This window comes from Pseudomonas cimarronensis (assembly GCF_049331905.1).
Classification (GTDB): domain Bacteria; phylum Pseudomonadota; class Gammaproteobacteria; order Pseudomonadales; family Pseudomonadaceae; genus Aquipseudomonas.
The window spans coordinates 247243-271022 of record NZ_CP186283.1 but is presented as its reverse complement, the minus strand read 5'-3'; the positions used below and the strand labels follow the sequence as shown (position 1 = coordinate 271022).

Genomic DNA, 23780 nt, shown 5'->3' with positions numbered 1-23780 from the left:
GTTTTTGTGTTGTGAGGATTTTTGATCAAAGCTTGAGCAATTTCCGCTATAATCCGCGCCCCTGTTTTTTGGCCGCCTCGGCACGCAGCGTTTTCATGAAACTGATCGTTAAAGTCTTCCCGGAAATCACCATTAAAAGTCGGCCGGTGCGTAAGCACTTTATCCGGCAGCTGGCGAAGAATATTCGTTCGGTTTTGCGTGAGTTCGATCCACAGCTGCAGGTCAGCGGTGTGTGGGACAACCTGGAAGTCGAAACCCAGATCAGTGAGCCAAAAACCCTGCAGGCGATGATTGAGCGCCTGAGCTGCACGCCAGGTATCACCCACTTCTTGCAAGTCGATGAATACCCGCTGGGTGATTTCGACGATGTGCTGGAAAAGTGCAAGCTGCACTTCGCCGATCAGCTGCCGGGCAAGATCTTCGCCGTGCGCTGCAAGCGTGCCGGCAAGCACGCCTTCAGCTCCATGGATGTCGAGCGCTATGTCGGCAGTCAGCTGCGTCAGCAGTGCGGCGCGGCCGGCATCTCGCTGAAAGATCCCGACGTTATTGTGCGTATGGAAATCCGCGACCAGCGTCTGTTCGTCATTCATCACCAGCACGAAGGCCTGGGCGGTTACCCGCTGGGTTCGCTGGAGCAGACCCTGGTGCTGATGAGCGGCGGCTTCGACTCCACCGTGGCGGCCTATCAGATGATGCGCCGCGGTCTGGTGACCCACTTCTGCTTCTTCAATCTTGGCGGTCGTGCCCACGAACTGGGCGTGATGGAAGTGGCGCACTATTTGTGGGAGAAGTTCGGCAGTTCGCAGCGCGTGCTGTTTATCAGCGTGCCGTTCGAGGAAGTGCTCGGCGAGATTCTCGGCAAGGTCGACAACAGCCAGATGGGCGTGATCCTCAAGCGCATGATGCTGCGCGCCGCCACCCGCATGGCCGAGCAGTTGCAGCTCAATGCCCTGGTGACGGGTGAGGCGATTTCCCAGGTCTCCAGCCAGACCCTGCCCAACCTCTCGGTGATCGACTCGGCCACCGACATGCTGGTGCTGCGTCCGCTGATCGCCAGCCATAAACAAGACATCATCGACACCGCCACGCAGATCGGCACTGCCGAGTTCGCCAAACACATGCCCGAATACTGCGGCGTGATTTCGGTGAACCCGACCACGCGCGCCAAGAAAGACCGCATCGAACACGAAGAGCGGCAGTTCGACATGGCTATCCTCGAGCGCGCACTGCAACGCGCCACCTTGCTGCCGATCGACAAGGTGATCGACGAGTTGGGCAAGGACGTCAAGGTCGAGGAAGTCAGCGAAGCCCTGGCCGGGCACGTGATCATCGACATCCGCCACCCGGATAGCGCCGAAGAGCAGCCGCTGGAGCTGCCCGGTATCGAAGTACAAGCGTTGCCGTTCTATGCCCTGAACAGCCGCTTCAAGGAGCTGGATGCCGCGCGCCAATACCTGCTGTATTGCGACAAAGGCATCATGAGCCGTTTGCATGCCCACCACCTGCTCAGCGAGGGGCATGCCAATGTGCGCGTTTATCGTCCGACATAAAACGCCCGGGTTGAATGGCGGCAGTATTCGCCATCGCCCTCCCGACCAACGGGCCAGCTGACACCGCGTTTCTTAATACTCGCCGCCTAGACTAAGCGGCAAACCGAATCCTCTGATCGAGATACACACGTGATCGAAAATCTACGCAACATCGCCATCATTGCCCACGTTGACCATGGTAAGACCACCCTGGTAGACGCCCTTCTTCGTCAGTCCGGTACCCTGGACCGCAGCGAGCTCAACGACGAGCGCGTGATGGACAGCAACGACCAGGAAAAAGAGCGCGGCATTACCATTCTGGCGAAAAACACCGCCATCAAATGGAGCGGTTACAACATCAACATCGTCGACACCCCCGGTCACGCCGACTTCGGCGGCGAGGTTGAGCGTGTAATGTCGATGGTTGACTCGGTGCTGCTGGTGGTTGACGCCCAGGATGGCCCGATGCCGCAAACCCGCTTCGTGACCAAGAAGGCCTTCGAAGCCGGCCTGCGTCCGATCGTGGTAATCAACAAGATCGACCGTCCAGGCGCGCGTCCGGACTGGGTTATGGACCAGATTTTCGACCTGTTCGACAACCTCGGCGCCACTGAAGAGCAGCTGGACTTCCAGGTCGTCTACGCCTCGGCCCTGAACGGCATTGCCGGTCTGGACCACACTGACATGGCCGAAGACATGACCCCGCTGTACCAGGCCATCGTTGACCACGTACCGGCTCCAGCCGTTGACGTTGACGGCCCGTTCCAGATGCAAATCTCGGCACTGGACTACAACAGCTTCCTCGGCATTATCGGCGTGGGTCGTATCGCCCGTGGTCGCGTTAAGCCGAATACCCCGGTTACTGCCATCGATGTCGACGGCAAGAAGCGTAACGGCCGTATCCTCAAGCTGATGGGCCACCACGGTCTGCGTCGCGTGGATGTTGAAGAAGCCACCGCCGGTGACATCGTCTGCGTCAGCGGGATGGACGAGCTGTTCATCTCCGACACCCTGTGTGACCAGAACCACGTTGAAGCGATGAAGCCGCTGACCGTTGACGAGCCGACCGTTTCCATGACCTTCCAGGTCAACGACTCGCCGTTCTGCGGCAAGGAAGGCAAGTTCGTCACCAGCCGCAACATCAAAGAGCGTCTGGACAAAGAGCTGCTGTACAACGTGGCCCTGCGCGTTGAAGAAGGCGACAGCGCCGACAAGTTCAAGGTCTCCGGCCGTGGTGAGCTGCACCTCTCGGTACTGATCGAAACCATGCGTCGTGAAGGCTTCGAAATGGGCGTTGGCCGTCCTGAAGTGATCATCCGTGAGGTCAATGGCGTCAAGCAGGAACCGTACGAGAACGTCACCATCGACATCCCTGAAGAATCCCAGGGCAAGGTCATGGAAGAAATGGGTCTGCGTAAAGGCGACCTGAGCAACATGGTGCCGGACGGCAAAGGTCGCGTACGCCTGGAATACAACATCCCGGCCCGTGGTCTGATCGGCTTCCGTAACGCCTTCCTGACCCTGACCAACGGTGCAGGCATCCTGACCTCGATCTTCGACCGTTACGACGTGATGAAGTCGGGCCACATGTCCGGCCGCCAGAACGGCGTACTGGTATCGATCGATACCGGCAAGGCACTGACCTATTCCCTGGAAACCCTGCAGGCGCGAGGCAAGCTGTTCGTCGAGCACGGCCAGGAAATCTACAACGGTCAGATCATCGGCCTGAACAGCCGCGACAACGACCTGGGTGTCAACCCAACCAAGGGCAAGAAGCTCGACAACATGCGTGCTTCCGGTAAAGACGAAACCATCGCCCTGGTGCCGCCAGTGCGCTTCACCCTGGAGCAGGCCCTGGAGTTCATCCAGGACGACGAACTGTGTGAAGTCACGCCGAAGTCGATCCGTCTGCGTAAGAAGATCCTCGACGAAGGCGAGCGCACCCGCGCTGCCAAAAAAGCCAACAAGGCCTGATGCTTAGCAACTAGCCTCGGCTGTAAATGAAAAGCCCCGCCAGAGCGATCTGGCGGGGCTTTTTGTTGCTGCGTGGATGATTGAGCTTCGCAATTGGCCGGGTTTTCTGTAGGGCCGCGCGCGGCAGTAAGCGGTGGTCAGGCGTTCAGGATGAATGTCTGGTTCTGTGTACTAGCTCACGCGTCTTACGGCTGATGGCACGTCGCCATGTGTTTTAATGCGCGCCGCATTTTTGCTTCTGTTGATTCGCTATTCAAAGGACTGAAGGCATGGCACTTCGTATTAGCCCATTATGGCCTGCCATTTCTGGCTGCCACCCTGCAGGTCGTCGCTGCGCGACGTTAAAAATGGCTCCCGGCCATTTTTTGGTCATCTGGCTGATGTGTTCCCTTATCCCCGCCGTATCGCTGGCACAAACGCCAGGTGATCGTGACCTTATCCGCGAACGTCAGGAGCGTCTGCTGCAAGAGCAGGAACGCCGCCTTGATGAGCTGCGTCAACTGCCTGGCAAGACCGAGCAATTGCCTACGCAACCGGCCGCTGAAGACGAGCGTTGCTTTGCCATCAAGCAAATCAATTTGGTCGGGGCCACACTGCTCAGTCCGGCGGATCAAGCCAGTATCCTCAAGCCCTACAGCGGGCAATGCCTAGGCGTCGGTCAGCTTAACCAGCTGCTTAAGGACATCACCAATCACTATCTCGGTCGTGGATATGTCACCACGCGCGCCTACCTGCCGCAGCAGGACCTGGCCAGCGGTACGCTGCAGGTCACCGTGGTCGAGGGCCAGCTTGAAGGGTTGAACAGCTCGGAGCTGGCCTCGGATCGCGAGCTTGCCATGAGTTTTCCCGGCACACCCGAACGTGTACTGAATCTGCGTGAGTTGGAGCAGTTGGTCGAGCAGCTCAACCGCCTGCCGTCGCGTCAGGCACAACTTGAGCTGGTGCCAGGCGAGCAGGTTGGTGGCAGCCGCGTGCAGCTGCAGGGGCAGCGCAGCAAGCCGTGGCGTGTCAGCCTGGCACGGCATAACGATGGTCAGCGCAGCACCGGTGAACAGCAGTGGGGCCTGGGCCTGGACTGGGACAGCCCGCTTGGCCTGGCCGATCAACTGAACCTGCGTGCCGGTCGTGATGCAGTCAGTGACAGCTTCCGCCATTCGCACAACCAGAGCCTCAGCTACAGCCTGCCGTATGGCTGGTGGACCTTCAATTACAGCTACAGCCAGAGCTACTACCGCACCGAAAGCGATGCCAATGGGTTTGCCTTCGACACTGATGGCGACAGCAAAACCCACGCCCTGCGTGGCGAGCGTGTATTGCACCGCGATAGCGTGAGTAAAACGGCGGCCAGCATTGGCGTCAGCCACCTGCGCAGCAACAACTTTATTCTCGGCAATCTGATAGATGTCTCCAGCCATCGTCTGTCTGAAGCACAACTGGGCTTCAACCATGGTCGGCGTATTGGCAGCGCCTTCGTCAACGCCGACATCGGCTGGCAGCACGGCACAGGAGCCTTCGATGCGCAGCGCAGTGGCAGCCCTCAAAGTGGCCAGCCGGTGGCGCGTTACAACAAATACAGCCTGACCCTGAGCTACCTGCAGCCGTTCCAGCTGTGGGGTGAGTCGTTCAGCTTTGACAGCCTGGCTAACGGCCAGCGCAGTGAAGATGTGCTGTTCAGTCCGCAACGCATCAGCGTCGGCGGCCTCAGCTCGGTGCGCGGCTTCAAGGAACAATCGCTGTCCGGCGACAGTGGCGCCTACTGGCGTAACCAGGTGCGCTGGCGCAAGGCGGTGAGCTGGCAACCGCTGCAGCCCTTTGTCAGTGAGTACGGCGTGGCATTTGCCTACGACATGGGTGTGATCAGCGGCGGGCGTTACAACCCGGACCAGCACGGTCGCCTCTCCGGCAATGCCATCGAGCTGAGTGCCCGTGGTCAGCATCTGGCTGCTTCGGTGACCTTCGCCCGCTCGCTGGAACGCCCAGATGCCATCGAGCACGGTGAGCGTCCGGTGTATTTCCGGGTCGACCTGTTCTTCTGATTTTCCTGATTTCTGATTTATCGCCCTACGGGTTGGAGTTATTACATGGACGTTCGCACGCCTTTTTTCCAAAACATTGCCTGTGTCCTGATCGGGGTCATGTTCCTCAACCCGATCGTCGCCACGGCGGCCGAGTTGGCGCTGGATGCCCAGGCCGGCGGCAACGCGGCCGTGACTCAGGCCGCCAATGGCGTGCCCATGATCAATATCGCCACGCCCAATGGCAGCGGCCTGTCGCATAACAAATTCACTGACTTCAACGTCAGCCAGCAGGGGCTGATCCTTAACAACAGCGCCCAGGCTGTGGTGCAAACCCAGCTGGGTGGTTACGTGATGGGTAACCCCAACCTCAAAGGTGGGGCGGCCAGTGTAATTCTCAACGAAGTCAACGGCGGTAGCCCCAGCCAGCTCAAGGGCTACACCGAAGTGGCCGGCAAGTCCGCAGCGGTCATCGTTGCCAACCCGCATGGCATCAGCTGTGACGGCTGCGGCTTTATCAATACCCCGCGCGTGACCCTTAGCACCGGCAAGCCAGTGGTAGAAGGTGGCCGTCTGGATCGCTTTGATGTCGAGGGTGGGCAGATCAGCATCGAAGGCGATGGCCTCAATGCACGTAATGTCAGCCAGTTTGACCTGATCACCCGCAGTGCGCAGATCAACGCCGAGTTGCATGCCAACCAACTGAATGTGATTACCGGGCGCAACGAGGTTGACGCTGCCAGCCTCAGCACCACAGCTAAGGCCGATGACGGTAGCGCAAAACCGCAACTGGCCATCGACAGCTCGGCCCTGGGCGGCATGTACGCCGGGGCAATTCGCCTGGTCGGTACTGAAGCCGGTGTGGGCGTGAAACTGGCCGGTGATATGGCCGCCAGTGCCGGTGATATCCAGATCGACGCCAACGGCCAACTGAGCATGGCGCGCACCGCCGCCGGTCGTGACCTGCAACTCAAGGCCGATAACATCGAACTGAATGCCGATACCTTCGCCGGGCGCAATGCCATGGTTGAAGCCAGTGGCCAGACGCTGGTCAAGGAAAGCCTGGCAGCCGGCCAGCAACTGATTGCCAAGGGCGGCGAGTTGCTTAACCAAGGCGTGGTCGAGGTGGGTGTGCGTGCCGATGGCAGCCTGAACAACACGGCCACGCTGAGCCTGCAAACCAGCACGGTGAAAAACCCCGGCACCATTACCTCCCACGGCAGCCTGAACACTGATGTGCAGAGCCTGGATAACCGTACCGGCAAGCTGCTCAGTGCCGGTGACGTAACGCTCAAAGCGCAGACACTGGCAAACCAGGGCGGGCGTATCGTTGCGCAGAAAAGCCTCGACCTGACTGCTGCCCAACTGAACAACCAGGGTGGTGAAGTCCTGGCACAGCAGGCGATTAAGGTCACGGCGGCCAACCTGGATAACCAGAGCGGCACCCTGGCTGGTGGTGCGCTTGACCTGCAGCTCAGCGCGAATCTGAATAACCAGGATGGCTTGATTGAATCTGCCGGCGATCTGCAACTGGCTGCCGATACCCTGAGCAACAACGGCGGCAAACTGCGCGCCCTGGGTGGCGAAGACGAAAGCCGGTTTGTTCTGGGTGGCCTGTTCAATAATGATGCCGGCTTGGTCGAGATTGGCAGTGGTGCATTTACCCTGAGCAGCGTTGGCCTGAGCAACCAGGGCGGCACGGTGCGTCACACTGGCAATCAGGGTTTTAACCTTGATCTGGGTGACGTCGGCCTCGCTGGCGGCAGCTTCAGCACAGCAGGCGAGTTGACCGTGCAGGCCGATACCTGGAGCAACAGCAGCCAGTTGCAGGCCGAACGCTTGACCCTGGCTATCGACGAGTTCACCCAGACAGCTAGCGGTAAATTGTTGTCACGTCAGAGCATCGTGGCCACTGGCGATAACTGGATCAACCACGGCAGCATCGAAACCGATGGCGAGCTTGAGCTTGAGTTGGCTGGTAGCTACAGCGGCAACGGTTCGTTGCTCAGCCAGGGAGACCTGTTGTTCACCGCTGACAGTGCCAACCTGGGGGCTGCAGCCAAGGTACTCAGTGGCGGTCAGGCAGATTTCACCCTGGGTTCCAGCTTCGAAAACCGTGGGGTGATCAGTGCGGCCAATGCACTGCTGCTGAGTGCAACTAGCCTCAATAACTTCGGCACCATTGGTGCTGGTGCGGCATTGCTGGCGCAAGCCACCAGCCTGCGAAATGAGGGTGGTCTGCTGTTCAGTGGCAGCCAGATGCAGTTGCGTGGCGATAGCTTGGTCAACCAGCGCGGTGACCTGTACAGCGTCGGTAACTTCAGCTTTGCCGCGCTTGACCCAACTGATCAGGCTGCGCACTTCAGCAACGTATCCGGCACGCTGGAAAGCGAAGCGGATGTGAGCATCAGCGCCAAAGTCATCAAGAATGTTCGCGAAAGTCTGGATATCGTCACCCGCAAGGTGGCCGCGCAGTTCTATGACCAGGACTGCACCGACTGTAGTGGCGACAAGGAGAACGTGCGTTACCGCCTTCGGGAGATTGAGCGTACCGAAGCCCTCAATGTCAGCCCACAAAGCAGTCTGCTTGCAGGCGGCAATTTGTTGCTGCGTAGCGATGATCTGGCCAACCACTCCAGTTTGATCTCGGCCAACGGCCATGTGCAGATTGATACCACGCGCTTCGATAACAAAGGCGCGCAGACTGGCGAATACCTGATTACTCGGCGGGCTACTAGCGAGCGTGAGAAATCGGTGGGTTTCATCATCAGTGCGGTCAACAACTTCAACGCGCAGAACTGGCCAAACGCCAGCCCCAACATCAATGCGCAGCTCAACAATATTCTCAGCAACTACCTGCCCAGCCATACCGCGCCCAATAGCACTTTTACCCCGGATGCCGTACAGGCCTACGCCGCCATTATTCAGGCTGGTGGTGATGTACAGATCAATGCCAGTGAGCAACTGAACAGCGGCGTGATTCGCCCCTCATTCACCTATATCGCTGGCGGCAGCCGCGACCCTGGTACCAGTGCACCAGGCTCCTCAATTGCCACCGTCGTAACCCTTAATCCTCAGTTGCCGCCTGATCTTACCCAGCAGGCGGTCGATCCGCTGGCATTGCCGGGCTTCAGTCTGCCGCAGGGACAGAATGGCCTGTTCAGCCTCAGCACCAACCCTGGCCATCCCTATCTGATCGAGACCAACCCGGTCTTCGCCAGCCTGAAAAACTTCCTCAATTCCGACTACATGCTCGGTAACCTGGGCTACGACCCACAGACCGCTCAGAAGCGGCTGGGTGATGGCTTCTATGAGCAGCGGCTGATCCGTGAAGCGGTGATCGCTCGTACCGGGCAACGCTACCTGGCCGGACTGGACAGCGACGAAGCGCAGTTCAGGTACCTGATGGACAACGCCATCGCCAGTAAAGAGGCCCTTAATCTCAGTCTGGGCGTCAGCCTGACGGCCGAGCAAGTGGCTGCACTGACCCACGATCTGGTGTGGATGGAAGAGCGCGAAGTGGCCGGGCAGAAAGTGCTGGTGCCGGTGCTCTACCTGGCCCAGGCCGAAGGTCGCCTGGCTCCAAATGGTGCACTGATTCAGGGTCGCGATGTGGCGCTGATCTCCGGCGGTAGCCTCACTAACCAGGGCACTCTGCGCGCCAGCAACAACCTCACTGCCACAGCCAGCACTATCGGCAACAGCGGATTGATGCAGGCCGGCGAGCGCCTGTCGCTGTTGGCCACTGACAGCATTCGCAATGCCCAGGGCGGGATTATCGCGGGTAAGGATGTCACGGCGATTGCTCTGACCGGCGATATCGTCAACGAGCGCACCATCACCCGTCACGAGTCAGGCAAGCGCGGTTATCAGCACCAGCAGGACTTCGTCGACAGCGCCGCGCGTATCGAAGCCAGTGGCGACCTGACTCTGGCTGCCGGTCGCGATATCCAGAATATCGGCAGTGCGCTCAAGGCCGGTGGCGATATGCAGCTGGATGCCGGCCGTGATCTGGTGATCGCCTCGGCGCAAGAACATGACCTGACCACCCGCAAGGACCGCAAAGGCAATAGCCGCCGTGAGCAGATCACCCAGTACGGCAGTGAAGTCGAAGCCGGAGGCAATATTGAGCTGAGCGCCGAGCGCGACCTGGCAGTGATCGCCAGCCGCGTCAGCGCCGAGAAAGACCTGCTGCTGGATGCAGGTGGCGATGTGCTGATCGCTGCTGCCGCCAATGAAAGCCACTACGAGTCGCACCGCAAGAGCGGTGGCAAGAAGGTCGATATCGTCGACAGCCAAGTGCGTCAGCAAGCTGCCGAGCTGACGGCAGGCGGCAACCTGACCGTACTGGCCGGCAACGACCTGACGGCGGTTGCCAGCAAACTCAAGGCCGGTGATGAAGCCTACCTGTATGCCGGCAACCAGCTGTCACTGCTGGCCGCGCAAAACAGCGACTACTCGTTGTACGACATGAGCAAAAAAGGTGGTTGGGGTAGCAAGGCCACCCAGCGGGATGAAGTGACCACGATCCGCAACGTTGGCACCAGCATCACGGCGGGTGGTGACCTGACCCTGGTCAGCGAGGGTGACCAGCTGTATCAGCGTGCCCGCCTGGAAAGCGGCAATGACCTGACCCTGGACAGCGGTGGCAGCATCACCTTTGAGGCGGTTAAAGATCTGGATCAAGAGAGTCATGAGAAGAGCAAAAACAGCTGGGCTTGGACGTCTGCCGAGGGTAAGGGCACGACCGATGAGACCTTGCTGCAAAGCCAGTTGATCGCGAAGGGGGAGCTCGTTATCCAGGCCGTTGATGGCTTGAATATCGATATCAAGCAGGTCAATAAACAGAGCATTGACCAGACTATTAATGCGATGGTTGCCGCTGATCCGGAGCTGGCTTGGTTGAAGGAGATGGAGCAGCGCGGTGATGTGGACTGGCGCCAGGTGAAGGAGGTGCATGATTCCTTCAAGTACAGCCATTCGGGATTGGGCGGCGCGGCGATGATCATTATCGCGATCATCGTGACTTACCTGACGGCGGGGGCTGCAAGCGGCGCGATAGGTTCTATGGCGGGTGCCGGGGCAGGCAGTGGCTCGGCCATGGCGGCTGCCGGCTCTTCGGCTATGGTCAGTGCGGGTACTGCTGTAGGTACCGCCAGTGCTGGTTGGGCCAACGTCGCTTTAACCGCCGTTGCCACTTCGGCAGCCAGCAATGCGGCTATCAGCACCATCAACAACCGGGGTAACTTGGGTGCGGTGGTCAAGGATGTGACCTCCAGCGACAACCTCAAAGGCTACGCCACCTCGGCCATAACCGCAGGCGTTACCGCTGGCGTGCTGGACAGTGCCTTTGGCGTAACCGGCGACAACGTCAACAAGGTCACCAAGGGCTTCGACCTGAGCAAGCCCAGTGAACTGGCCAAATTTGGTACTTACCTTGGTGCACAGGGCGCGGTTCATGCGGTGACCCAGACCGCCGTTCAAGGCGGCAGCCTTGGCGATAACCTGCAAAGCGCGCTGACCGGCCAGGTGCAGCACCTACTGCAGGCTGGTGTTTTCAATGCGGTGGGTGATTTTGCCGGCGGCAGGTGGGTGGAAGGCGTCGACTGGGCGGACGGCAGCCCGGAAAAGATCGCCCTGCATGCTGTGGTGGGTGGGTTGCTCAGCGAAGCGACCGGTGGTGACTTCAAGACCGGCGCATTGACTGCTGGTGCCAACGAGTTGCTGATCGAACAACTGTCGGGTGTGATCAAGGGCGACAAAGGTCTGGAACTGGTAGTCTCGCAAATCATCGGTGTGGCGGCGGCCACGGCGACCGGTGGCGACCCGGCCAAGGCGGCGGAGCTGGCGAAGAATGCGACGGCGTATAACAGGCAGTTGCATCCAGATGAAGTCAAGCTGATCCGCAAACAGGCTGATGATCTGGCCAAAGAAGCCGGGATTAGCCCAGCCGAAGCAGAGCGCCGCCTTGCAGAAGCAATGGCCTTCTATGTGGATAAAGACTGGCAGGAAAAGATATCTTCCAGTGGAGTCGTCTTTGATGAGGCAACTCTGAAGCATCTGGGTATGGCGCTAGCACCGCTTGCCACTCGATACGCACCACAGGATCGAGGCGATGTGCCGGTCCAAGCGGAGGGTAAAACCTACAGTGCGACAGAAACGCTTAAGCTTTTGCAGAATTACCAGCTGCATCATGCGGATTTCTATTTGTCGCTGGTCAATGCGGAGTATCTGCTAACGGCTGATCGCGAAGGTTGGGAGCAGAAGGAGTTCTATGAGCGTAACCTTAACTATCGGCAATGGAACGGGCTCGCTGACCTATCTGGTGCGCTGCAAGGCACTGGTGCCGCAGTTGGCAATGCAGTGCAGAATACTTATGAGCTAGGCCGTGATGTTGTAACCAGTCCAATATCGACCAGTGAGCGAATTGTCCTGGGACTACTGCAAAGCGCTGCCAATCCTCAAGAAGTATGGACGGCATTCAGCCAGGCAAAAGCCGATGCAGAGGCCCAGAGCTATCTATACCGTTTGCAGGGCAATCCCGAGGCAGCAGCACGGGTCGAGATGACATGGTCGACCGAGTTTGCTTTGAGTTTTGCCGCCACTAGTCGAGCAGGACAGATTGGTAAGGTCGATACAGGTCCCAAACCCGTAGAAACTACGAAGCCAGATACCTTTCCGAAACCGGAAAACTGGAAACCGTCGCCGCCTGAAAAAGTCAGCAGCATTGAAGATCTTTTCGGGCAAACGTTTGAAAGTATCAAACTGTCGCACCTCCCCAATTGGAAGACCGGCTCACTTGTAAATGATGGCAAGCTCGGCGAGCAACTGGCCCTGCAAACACTCAACGAGAAAACCGGCCTCAATTTCAAACCTCTCCAAAACGGTAGCAACCACGGCTGCGATGGCTGCGCGGTGGCGATCAATGGCGATACGATTACCGTAGTTGTGATGGATGCGAAGTCTTCGGTGAATGGCGTGGATGGGGCAAAAGTTCCTCTGGGGGATCCGGGTACGCGATTGGATGGGTGGCTGCGAAATAAATCAATTGCCGATTCAGATCCTGCTTTGCGTGACGCTCTGCGAGCAGCGCTGCTTTCTGAAAACGTCAAAGTCCAAGGCGTGACCGTCAAAGTCGGTCTGCCAGCACCGAGTAAAACCGGTCAAGCAGAAATTAAGGTTGAACCATGGCCCAAGAAATAATTCAGTGCGAGCGTTCGGGCGTAAACCCGAAATGGCCCTCCTACAAAAGTGTGCTGGGGCGTATAGCCAAGGGGCCACACGTCTCAGATGAATACGAATTGAATGGCATCCGTGAATATGTTGAGCGCGGCGATGCATTTGCTAAGCCCTCAATGCCTGTTCCAAATAGAAACAATGCTACTCGTAGCAATGCCGAATGGATGGCCGTCACGCGCGCCCACGAGGTATTGGCAACCGCTCCAGATAATCCGCAATGGCTTGAGGAGTTGGCCCATTGGATGCGCTATTACCAAGTTGGTATCAAACAACTGTTTTTCTGGGCGGGCCAGTTCGACATTCTGGCCAAAGCAGTAGGCAATGACCGACGCCAACAAAACTACAGCATCCAAACCGCCACCAACATGATGGCCGCCATGGCTGTTCTGGGCTGGAAAGATGCCGTCATTCACCAAGGCTATTTGACGCACGCAGCCCTCAACCGTGGGCACCAACTAGTGATCGAATACGAAAATGAACACCGCCGCGCCCAAGCTTTCATGTTGCGCGTGTTTGCCGACTGGGTGGGCGATGTATCGCACACATGGCCTGCGTATGGCTACGACGAACCCATTTACGAAGCATTGTTAGCAAACTGGCGCACTTCCAACCCTGACGACCTGATGCCTTGCCTTCTGGCCGCGTGTGACCGCCATACTTGGCAAACCGGCAAAGAGAGCCAGAAAAACTCCTACGACTTCAACCAGGACTGGCACTTGGAGCGCGTGCCGGTGGAAATCCTCTACATCCTGCGGCTGCGACAGTGGGAGGGTTTAGCCAATCCGCAGAAGATCGATCACCCGCTGATGGCAGCGCCGTTTGACCAATTGCCGTCCGAGCAGCCAATGCCTGAGTTAGATGCGTTGATGCAAGGTGTGCTTAAGCGCGCACGGGAAGACTGGCCGCAATATGACCAAGTGCTGTCGCTGGCAGCATTGAAGAGCTGAAGAAAAAGGGCGGTTGTAGGAACTGAGCACAACACGGTTACAAGTGCGGAGCTAATGGGGCGGAGTGAATAAACCTTGATCAGCTAATTGGGTTGTTGAATAAGAGAAAAGGAGAAAGATTTATTTTCCACCTGAAGTCGACTGCAATGCAGTTGGGGTGCTCAATAAGATATTTAAACTCTGGTCAGTCGGTGGTTAAAAATAAATTATTCCGACCCTTTTAACTTTAGCTCTATTGTTAATCGCTATTTTTTGGATTGTTATATCAAGGATCGTGTTGAGGGTTTATGAAAAAGCTAGCTGCTTTGGTTTTGGCTTTTGGTCTGCAAGGGTGTGTCAAGGACATGCCGCCGATGACTGATACGTCTAATGCGGCCAAGATTGTTTATACGAAAATATCTTTTGCTCCAGGTGAAAGACAATCATTGTGGGTTTTTGATAACGCTCGATTTGAAAAAGTGCAGGCATGGGGCGGCTAATAGAGCATGGGAATTCTGCGAGGCAGTCGGCGTCGGTATATGTTCCGGCAGGCGCGCGAAAGTATTTTAAAGCCACTTATCTTCTTGCGCTGTCGGCGGCATACGGCGGCTATCCTTCAGTTTCTCAATGCTCTGCAGGCATCAGTTTTATCCCTGAGGTTAATAGGGTTTACACGCTTACACAGCAGCCATCTACTGCGGGTTGTACGATTACGCTAATTGATGAGCAAGGTAATATCCCTGTAACTCTGCAGAATCATGGTTTTTTGAAAGACTAGGGTGCGGATATGGCCCATATAAATGGGTATGGCTTTTGCTCTGCCAGGGTTGCTTAGCAGGTATGGCAAAGGAGCATTGCCCTGCATAAAGAGCGCCCCACCACGTATCTTTTGGACGGTACTTTGCTAACGGTGTGCAGTGATGCCGAAGGCGAGCGCACCCGCGCTGCCAAAAAAGCCAACAAGGCTTGATGCGTAGCAACTAGCCTCGGCTGTAAATGAAAAGCCCCGCCAGAGCGATCTGGCGGGGCTTTTTTCCAGGTAAGCGCAGGCTTAGGCAGTCGTTAGCACATAAGCTTTTCCAGGCGGCTGGCAAGGCTGATGGCCAGCTTGCGCCGCCAGGGCGCGCTGTCTGGGTTGGCCAGCACGCGGTCTTCGTGCACGAAGCTCTGGATGATCGCGTTGTAGCCAAGCCAGCGCAGGGGTTCCGGCTCCCAGCGCGGCAGGCGCTTGAGCGGCTGGTCGCCGAGCACCCAGGGCTGGCGGGTCAGCTCGCTGTGCTGGTTGAGAATCAGGTCGGCCAGGGTGCGCCCGCCGAGGTTGCTGGCGCCCACGCCTTCGCCGCCGTAACCGCCAGACAAGGCGATGCCGTTGCTGCGGTCCACCAGCATGTGCGGACGAAAGCGCCGTGCCATGCCCAGGTTGCCGCCCCAGGCATGGGTGATGCGCACCTGCTTTAGTTGCGGGAACAGTTCGCCGAACAGGTAGCGGCGCAGGTCGCGCTCGTTCTCGCTGAGGTTGAAATCGGTGCGCAGGCGGCCGCCAAAGCGGTAACCGCCACGTGCACCGAATACCAGGCGGTCGTCGGCGCTGCGCTGGCCGTAGGTCACCTGGCGGCTGTTCTCGCTAAAGGCCTGGCCGCGCTCCAGGCCGATGCCGGCCCAGACTTCCTTGGGCAGCGGCTCGGTGGCCACCAGCAGGCTCTGTACCGGTAGCTGATGCTTGCCCAGCGGCGGCAGGCTGGCAGCGTAACCTTCCACGGCTGGGACGATCCAGTCAGCGCGTACGCTGCCAGTGGCGGTGCGCACCAGGCCGGTTTGCCAGTCGGTCACCCGGCTCTGCTCATACAGCTCGACACCCATGGCGGCCACGCAGCGCGCCAGGCCGCGCACCAGTTTGGCGGGCTGAATGGTCGCGCAGTGCGGGGTGTAGATGGCGCCAAAGGCGTTGGCCAGCTGCAACTGCTTGCCCAGGTCGAAGGGCGTTAGCCAGCGGTAGTCGGTTTCGTCCAGGCCCTGAGCGCGCAGCTCGGCCAACTGGTTTTGCAGGCTGTGCAATTGCTCGGGATAGCGCGCGGCGCAATACAGCACACCGCCTTTGCGGTAGTCGCAGGCGATCTGTTCACGCTGCAACACGCTGGCCACTTCATCGGGGATGCCATGCAGCAGGGCCAGGGCGCTGTGCCGCTGTGCATTGGGCAGATTGGCGAGCAGACGCTCCTGACCGAGCAGATTGCCCATCAGCCAGCCGCCGTTGCGTCCGGATGCGCCGAAGCCGGCAATCTCGCCTTCGAGGATGACGATACGCAGCTGCGGGGCCTGGCGCTTGAGGTAGTAGGCGGTCCACAGGCCGGTGTAGCCCGCACCGATGATCGCCACATCGGCGTGCAGGTCTTCGCTCAGGGGCGGGCGCGGGGTAAGCGTTTTGCCCAGTTGGTCCATCCACAGGCTGGTGGTATGCCATTGCTGCATCTGGGTTGGCCTATTGCGGGTAATAGCCTTCAGCGTAACCCAGTACAGCGCTAGTGGAACTTAACTCTTTGGTTTGTATGCGCAATAGCCTGGGCGCGGGCCGATCTTCGGGTGATTGCGGCAGGTATCCGGGCGCTTCTCGTAGATGGTGCACAGGCGGGTTTTACGGTCGAGGTAGTAGCAGTCGTTGTTGCTCATGCGGGTCAGGGTGAAGATGCCCGACTTCTGATGGAAGCGTTCGACGATGCCCTCCTTTTGCAAGCGCTTGGCGATGTTCTTCAGCGGCTCGCTGCGTTCGAATTCATCGACCACGCCGATGCGTATCAGGTCATTCAGCCGCGCCTCGACCGGCAACGTGCAGCAGCTGGACATGCAGCTGTGGCACATGTCAGCGGTGTATTTGGCCCAGGTTTCCAGGCGGTCGAGTTCGGCGGCGGCAATCAGGTTGTTTTTCATCGGCGCTGGCAGGCATCAGTTGTGCGGCGCGCGATGATAGCGGCCTGGCGGCGTTTGTGAATGACTATCTGCCGGCTGGTCATCATTTGTGCGGCAGCGTCGCCTCGAATTTCTTGTTGTGCTGTGATGCGTGCGGCATTCGTCTCTCTGGGTATGCACCGGTCGGGCTCCTATACTGCTGCGCAGTTTGCGCCGGGTGCCGGGCAACAGGATGTTCGGGTTTAGCTGAATAGGAACGCGCTGCATGCAATGGATTTTCATGCTGGTCGGTTTGCTGCTTGGGGCCTTGGCGGATGAGACGCTGACGGCCTCGCTGCTTGGTGCGCTGATAGGGCTGGGTGTGGGCCAGGCCCTCAAATTGCAGGGGCTGGAGCGCGAGAATGCGGCGCTGACGGCCCAGCTCAAGGCCTTTTCGCTGCGTTTCGAACAAGGCACCACGGCGCTGTATGAGCGTCTGCTCAAGCTGGAACAGGGCGCTACGCCCGCCCCCGCGGCACCCCCTGAGGTGGAACCGCTCAGCACTGTTGTCGAACCTGAACCCGAGCCTGAGCCGATTGCCGCTGCCCAGGCGGCTGAACCCGAACTGGACTGGACCCTGGACTTTGTTCTGCCCGAGCCCGAGCAGGCGCCTGCTGCGGTCATGCAGACCGCCGAGCCGTCGGCTGCTGAGCCAATAACGCCGCGCCCGACAACGCCGAAAAAACCGCCAGAGCCGCGTCAGCCTTCGCCGATCGAACGGGCTATCGACCTCGCCCAAGGCTGGCTGCTGGGCGGCAATACGGTGCTGCGCGTCGGTGTGGTGCTGCTGTTTCTCGGTCTGGCTTTCCTGCTGCGCTACGCCACCGAAGGCGTGGTGGTGCCGGTGGAGTTGCGCTATGCCGGGGTGGCTGCCAGTGCCGTGGCGTTGCTGGGCCTGGGTTGGTGGCTGCGCCTGCGTAACCCGAACTATGCCTTGATGCTGCAAGGCACCGGGATCGCCGTGCTGTATCTGACGGTGTTTGCCGCGATGCGCCTGCATCCGTTGCTCGACCCCGGTATGGCGCTGGGCCTGTTGGTGCTGGTGACGGTGTTCTCGGCGATCCTCGCGGTGCAACAGAATGCCCTGGGCCTGGCGGCTGCAGCGGCGTTGGGTGGTTTCGCCGCGCCGATCCTGACCAGCACAGGCAGTGGCAACCATGTGGCGCTGTTCAGTTATTTCGCCCTGCTTAATGCCGGGATTTTTGCCATCGCCTGGTTCAAGGCCTGGCGGCTGCTCAACCTGATCGGTTTTGTCGGCACCTTTGGCATCGGCTTCGCCTGGGGCATCCGCTCCTATAAGCCAGAGCTGCTGTGGAGCACCGAGCCGTTCCTGATTCTGTTCTTCCTGATGTATGTGGCCATCGGCCTGTTGTTTGCCCGGCGCAAGCTGCGTGAAGCCCTGGATGCGCCCGAGAACCCTGATGAACTGCTGCGCTGGGCGGCACGCAAAGGCGACTACATCGACGCCACCGTGCTGTTCGGCCCGCCGCTGGTGGGCTTTGGTTTGCAGTTTGCGCTGGTGCAACACATCGAGTTTGCCGCAGCGTTCAGTGCGCTGGCGCTGGGCTTGTTCTATCTGGTGCTGGCGCGGCTGTTGGTCGGTCGCACGGGCGATCGCGCGGCGTTACTGGTGGAAACCTGCCTGGCGCTGGGTGTGGTGTTCGGCAGTCTGGCGATTCCCTTGGGCCTGGATGCGCGCTGGACTTCGGCCGCCTGGGCGGTGGAAGGCGCGGGCATCTTCTGGCTCGGCCTGCGCCAGCAACGCAGTCTGGCACGGGCATTCGCCCTGCTGCTGCAGGTGGGGGCGGCGCTGGCATTTGTCATCGGCTTGCGTGGCGGCGAGTTGACCCTGCTGGACGGCGCACCGCTGGGCGCGTTGATGCTCGGTGTAGCTTTGCTGTTCAGTTACTGGCAGCTACGCCAGAACACCGCGCTGGCCAGTCGTTGGGAGATGTGCGGCCTGCCGGTGCTGGCTTGCGCCGGCCTGGCCTTCCTCTATCTGATTGCGCCGCTGCTGTTTGCCGCCCAGGGCACGGCGATCAGCTGGGCGCTGGCCGGCGTGCTGACCCTGTGGCTGGGTTTGCGTATTCAGGCGCGCAGCTTTCTGTTCAGCGCCTTTGCCGTGCAATTACTCGGCGGTGTGGTGTTTATGCTGGACATGGCCGGCAATGCAGCCACTGGCATGGGCGGCTTCTCTGCCGGCTGGCAGGGCTTGTTGACCTCTTCCCTGATCGGTTTCGGCCTGATCGCCGGCATGTTGCTGGCCGCGCGCGACCCGCAGGTGGGTAATGACCGTCGTCTGCTGCGCGGGCTGTCTGTGGTGCTGCTGGTGGGGCTGGTGTTCCTCAATCTGGCGGTGCTGTTCGTCCTGCCGTGGGCCACGGCGAGCGCGGTGTGGGGCGGCAGCGGCCTGCTGATCATTTGGCTCAGCTTGCACTTGCAGCAGCGCGCCAGCTTTATCTTCGGTCTGCTGTTGCAGGTGCTGGCCGGGCTGGTGTTCCTTGCAGTCAGCCCGCTGCTGTTCGGCCAGCTGTCGGCCGAGGGTATTCGGCCACTGGCCCACGTGGATTTCTGGACGCCGCTGGTGCTCGGTGTGGCCGCCTTGGTCGGCGCCTGGCGTTTGCAGCAGCTGGCGCGTCGCGAAACGCCCAGTACGCTGGGTAATGTCAGCTTGTTGGGCCTGGCGCAGTTGCTGCTGGTGTGGGGCGCAGCCTGGTGGGCCGTGGCGTTGAGCAGCGAAGTGCTGCGCTTTGTGACGCCTGAGTGGCAGAGCAGTGCCTTGCTTGTGGTGTTGGCGGCCAGTGTCGCCCTGGCAGCATTTCTCGCGCCGCGCACCCGCTGGGCCGAACTGGCGTTGCTGTGCTGCCTGTTGACGCCGCTGGCCGGTGTGGTGCTGCTGCACGCCTGGCACCTGCACTATCACCCGGCTGCGCAGTTCGGCTGGCTGGCCTGGACACTGCTGTTTGCTGTGCACTTCTGGGCACTGCGGCGTCTGGCGGCACAGTTGCCAGCGGGGGCGCTGAGTGCCGCCCATGTGCTCGGCTGCTGGTTGTTGCTGGGCGTACTGGCGCTGGAGTTGCGTTACCTGCTGCTGGCTATGTCGGAGCATTACAATGCCTGGCGCTGGCTGGGCTGGGCGCTGCTGCCAAGTGCCTACCTGTGGCTGATGGCATTGCCGCGTCGCTGGCCTTGGCCGCTGGCGGCCTATCCACGGGAATACCGCTTGCTGGCAGCGGCCCCACTGGCGTTGCTGATGCTCGGCTGGTTCTGGCTGGCCAACGTCGCCAGCGCCGGGGATGCCGAGCCGCTGGCCTACCTGCCGCTGCTCAATCCGTTGGAGCTGGGCCTGCTGTTTGCTCTGGGCGCGGTGTTCGCCTGGGCACGGATGGGCCTGGCCGAGCTGGGCGTAGCAAGCGTGCGCAGCCAGTGGCTGACCCAGGCTGTGGCGGGGGCTTCGCTGTTCGCTCTGCTGACCGCCATGGTCATGCGCACCGCCCATCATTGGGGTGGCGTGCCCTATCAGCTGGATGCGTTGCTCGATTCGATGCTGGTGCAGGCCGGTCTGTCGATTGTCTGGACGCTGATCGCCCTGCCGTTGATGGTATTTGGCAACCGCCGTGGGCAGCGTGAACTGTGGCTGATCGGTGCGGCATTGATCGCGCTGGTGGTGGCCAAGCTGTTCTTTGTTGAGCTGGGTAATCGCGGTGGCCTGGAGCGCATCGTGTCGTTTATTGGTGTGGGTGTATTGCTGTTGGTGGTGGGCTATTTCGCCCCGCTGCCGGCACGCAAGGCGGATGCGGATCAGCCGCAGGAGCAAGCATGATCAGTCGTTTTATCCCAGGCGCATGCTGCGCTGCGTTTCTCGGCCTGCTGTGCAGCGCGTCAGTCCTGGCGCATGAGCAACCGGGCGACTATGCCGTGCAGTTACCGCTGAGCCTGAGCGGGGAAGGTCCCTGGTATCGCCTGGATGTGCCGATGGCGCTGCATTTCGCTGCGCGTTATGGCGATTTGCGCGACCTGAGGGTGTTCAACGGCGAAGGCCAGGCCCTGGCTTATGCCCTGGTGGCGGGGCAGGGCGAGTCGCGCGACAGCCAGCAGGAACAGGCAGTGAAGTGGTTTCCGCTGTACGCCGAACAGGGCGACAGCAGTGCCGCGCCAAGCCTGCGGGTGCAGCGCAGCACCAGCGGCACCTTGATCGAGCTGCGCGATGAGCCGGATGCAGCCGCCAAGCCGGCGCTGCTGCGTGGCTGGCTGCTGGATGCCAGTGCATTGGATGAGCCGCTGGTGCGCCTGCAGCTTGATTGGGAAGGTGGTCAGGAGGGTTTTCAGCGTTTCAGCATCGAGGCCAGTGATGATCTGCAAGACTGGCAACCCTGGGGCAGCGGTCAGCTGGCGCGCTTGTCATTTGGCGATGAGCGTGTCGAGCAGCGTCAGGTTGAGCTGCCGGGGCGCAAGGCGCGCTACTTGCGCCTGCTCTGGCAGAGCCCGCAACAGGCACCGCAGCTGAAGGCTGCAAGTCTGCGCAGTCAGCGCAGCGACCGCGTGCCCGCACCGCTGGTATGGTCGCAGCCGCTGGCGGCGACGCGCAGCCCGGATGGCGAATACCAGTGGCAACTGCCCCTGGCTTTGCCGTTGGAGCGCTTGCACATCGAACTCAGCCAGGCCAATAGCCTGGCGCCGATTCGTGTCAGCGGTCGCAGTGAAGCCAAGGGCGCTTGGCAATCGCTTGCGCAGGGGCTGCTTTATAGGTTGCCGGAGAATGGCGTGGAAATCCGTCAGGACGAATTGCCGTTGCCCGGTTGGGCGGCGCAGCAGTTACGCCTGCAGGTGGATGAGCGAGGCGGCGGTCTGGGCAGTGAGCCGCCGCAAATCAAGGTTGCAGTGCGCGCCACCCAGCTGGTGTTCCTCCAGCGTGGCAGCCCACCCTATCGCTTGGCCCTGGGGCGTTTGGGCGCCGAGTCGGCCGCGCTGCCGTTGACGACGCTGATCCCCGGTTATCAGCCGCAGCGTCTGCAACAGTTGGGTACAGCCGAGGCGCAGTTGCCGGCTGACAGCATCGAGCAACAGGAGCAGGCCGCCGCCAGCGACAGCAATTGGAAACGCTGGGGTTTGTGGCTGGTTTTACTGGTTGGGGTAGGCTTATTGGCACTGATGGCGGCTAGCCTGTTGCGTCGGCCGCGCGCTGAATAGCAGCGCTCAGGCGAAATAAAGGCCAGCTGCCTAACGATTTTTGCAGTATGGTTGGCACCTTCAACTGATTAACGTTTGAGGTCAGGAAGGCCCTTGCGTATCTCTATTACGACCCCTGTTTGGGCGGTTTCTGTGCGTTTGCCCGGCTGCTTTGGCCCGTACGCACAGCTATTTTCTGCGGCAGTACCCGCCCGATGAATGCCTGCGGTAATTCTGCCTGGGCGTTGAGCGGCCCCGTGATCCTGACCTGTGTGGTCTGTCTCGGTGTGCTGCTGCTGGCCCGTTGGGTGACCCGGCAGCGCTATTTCCCGGGGCGCGAGAGCTTTATCGTGCTGCACCTGGCCAGCCTCTGGTGGATGGCGGCAGCGAGCCTGGAAATGGCCGCGCAGGGGCCGCAGTGCAAGGTGTTCTGGGCGACCATGGCCTGGCCGGGGATTCTTGTGGTGCCGACCTTCTGGGCGGTGTTTCTCTGGCAATACGTCAACAGCGTGCGTCAGCCGCTGCCGCTGCGCAGTACCTTGGGTCTCAGTGTGATACCGCTGCTGATCTGGCTGATGGCGCTGAGCAACCCCTGGCACGGCCTGTTCTATGGCGAGGGTACGGCGCCGCTGAGCGATGCGCCGGGCGCGCCGATTCGCTATGAGCATGGCCCGCTGTTCTATGCCGCAGCGGCTTATATCTATCTGTTTATGATGTTCTGCATGGGCGTGGTGCTGCGTGCTGCCATCGTCAGCTATGGCGTGCATCGGCGGCATTACCTGGCCTTTGTCTTCGTCACGGCGGTGCCTTGGGTCGCCAATATCAGCTACGTGGTGTTCGGCTGGATGCTGTTCGGCTTCGACCCAACGCCCTTCAGTTTCGCCTTTACCCTGGTGGCGTTTGCCTGGCTGATTGTCGGCGTGCGTCTGTTCGACCTGCTGCCGGTGGCCCGCCATCTGCTGCTGGATGCCCTGATCGATCCGGTGTTGGTGGTCGATGCACAGTTGCGCGTGATTGAAGCCAACCCGGCGGCCCTGAAACTCGCCAGCCTGCGCAGTGGCTGGCAAGGGCGGCCGCTGGCGGACTGGCCGATTCTCGGCCCTGACCTGCAGCAACTGCTCAGCGAGCAGGGCGCCAGTGAACAGGAGTGTCTGCTGACCCTGGCCAACTCGGCGCGCTATTTTGAAGTGCGCATCCGCGCCATCGAGCGGGTGACCCACCGCGGCACCCTGGTGCTAGGACAGATGCTGTATTTGCGTGATGTCACCCAGCGCCATCTCAGTGAGCTGAAACTGGCCGAAGCCCTGGCCCTCAGCGAGGAACGCCTACGTACCATCACCAGTCTGCATGAGCAGCTGCAGGAGCAGGCACTGTGTGACCCGCTCACTGGCCTGTACAACCGCCGTTATCTCGATGAGTTCTTTGCCCGTGAGTTGGCCGTGGCGCAACGTGAACGCACGCCCATCGCGCTGGCGCTGATCGATCTGGATCACTTCAAGCAGCTCAACGACGAGCACGGCCATCTAGAAGGCGACGACGTGCTCAAGGGCGTGGCCCAGCACCTGCTGGAAAACCTGCGCAGCTCGGACGCGGTGTTCCGTATCGGTGGTGAAGAGTTCCTGCTGATCCTGCCGCGCGCCGATGCCCTTGAGGCGCGTAGCCGTCTGGAGAGTATTTGCCGCGACCTGGCGGCACACCCGTTGCCCACCCGTGGCGGCGCGCGCTATGTCACCCTGTCGGCCGGCCTGGCGTTGTGGCCCGAGCAGGGGCTGGTGCTGGATGAGCTGTTGCAGGCCGCCGATGCCGCGCTGTACCGGGCCAAGCATGAAGGCCGCAATCGGGTTTGCAGCCTGGCCTGAGGCCACGTACAGGTCGCTGCGTGTCGGGCCTGCTGCGTTAGCAACCGATGTTTTGTGACTGGGCAGTATCCTTCCATCCAGTGCTAAGGCGCTTTTTCTGCCAAAGGGGTAAACTGCGCGCGATTT

Annotated in this window: 11 protein-coding genes; 9 read left to right on the top strand and 2 right to left on the bottom strand. The window is 60.2% G+C overall.

What is annotated here, in order from left to right:
- The first annotated feature begins 95 nt into the window (after nt 1-95).
- The 6 genes from thiI to ACOCLD_RS01185 all read left to right on the top strand — a co-directional run bounded on the left by thiI (nt 96) and on the right by ACOCLD_RS01185 (nt 14183).
- Nucleotides 96-1550 (top strand): tRNA uracil 4-sulfurtransferase ThiI, encoded by a 1455-nt coding sequence (gene thiI / locus ACOCLD_RS01210; protein ID WP_392541288.1) that lies wholly within the window; start codon nt 96-98, stop codon nt 1548-1550.
- 129 nt (nt 1551-1679) lie between these two features.
- Nucleotides 1680-3503, top strand: a complete 1824-nt coding sequence (gene typA / locus ACOCLD_RS01205) for a translational GTPase TypA (RefSeq protein ID WP_233685437.1) — start codon at nt 1680-1682, stop codon at nt 3501-3503.
- 380 nt (nt 3504-3883) lie between these two features.
- Nucleotides 3884-5539, top strand: a complete 1656-nt coding sequence (locus ACOCLD_RS01200; RefSeq protein WP_422910547.1) for a ShlB/FhaC/HecB family hemolysin secretion/activation protein — start codon at nt 3884-3886, stop codon at nt 5537-5539.
- A gap of 45 nt (nt 5540-5584) precedes the next feature.
- A complete protein-coding gene (locus ACOCLD_RS01195) occupies nt 5585-12721 on the top strand; it encodes a DUF637 domain-containing protein (RefSeq protein WP_422910546.1) in 7137 nt (2378 codons plus the stop codon).
- 308 nt (nt 12722-13029) lie between these two features.
- A complete protein-coding gene (locus ACOCLD_RS01190) occupies nt 13030-13704 on the top strand; it encodes a hypothetical protein (protein WP_422911745.1) in 675 nt (224 codons plus the stop codon).
- Nucleotides 13705-13991: 287 nt separating this feature from the next.
- The gene (locus ACOCLD_RS01185) at nt 13992-14183 is read left to right on the top strand and encodes a hypothetical protein (protein WP_422910545.1); all 192 of its coding nucleotides are present in this window, start codon (nt 13992-13994) and stop codon (nt 14181-14183) included.
- Between the two features lie 562 nt (nt 14184-14745).
- On the opposite strand, the gene ACOCLD_RS01180 is transcribed toward ACOCLD_RS01185, so the two are convergent.
- Together ACOCLD_RS01180 and ACOCLD_RS01175 are read right to left on the bottom strand one after the other, a co-directional pair.
- Nucleotides 14746-16152, bottom strand: a complete 1407-nt coding sequence (locus ACOCLD_RS01180) for an NAD(P)/FAD-dependent oxidoreductase (protein ID WP_422910544.1) — start codon at nt 16150-16152, stop codon at nt 14746-14748.
- A 60-nt stretch (nt 16153-16212) separates the two neighbouring features.
- Entirely contained in the window at nt 16213-16608 is a 396-nt protein-coding gene (locus ACOCLD_RS01175) for a YkgJ family cysteine cluster protein (RefSeq protein WP_257779072.1), read from the bottom strand.
- Between the two features lie 244 nt (nt 16609-16852).
- Between ACOCLD_RS01175 and ACOCLD_RS01170 the strand changes: the two genes are divergently transcribed.
- The 3 genes from ACOCLD_RS01170 to ACOCLD_RS01160 all read left to right on the top strand — a co-directional run bounded on the left by ACOCLD_RS01170 (nt 16853) and on the right by ACOCLD_RS01160 (nt 23654).
- A complete protein-coding gene (locus tag ACOCLD_RS01170) occupies nt 16853-20449 on the top strand; it encodes a DUF2339 domain-containing protein (protein WP_422910543.1) in 3597 nt (1198 codons plus the stop codon).
- Nucleotides 20446-21816 (top strand): DUF3999 domain-containing protein, encoded by a 1371-nt coding sequence (locus ACOCLD_RS01165; RefSeq protein ID WP_422910542.1) that lies wholly within the window; start codon nt 20446-20448, stop codon nt 21814-21816. The genes ACOCLD_RS01170 and ACOCLD_RS01165 overlap by 4 nt, the downstream gene beginning before the upstream one ends.
- Before the next feature lie 194 nt (nt 21817-22010).
- Entirely contained in the window at nt 22011-23654 is a 1644-nt protein-coding gene (locus ACOCLD_RS01160; RefSeq protein ID WP_422910541.1) for a histidine kinase N-terminal 7TM domain-containing diguanylate cyclase, read from the top strand.
- Nucleotides 23655-23780: the final 126 nt, after the last annotated feature.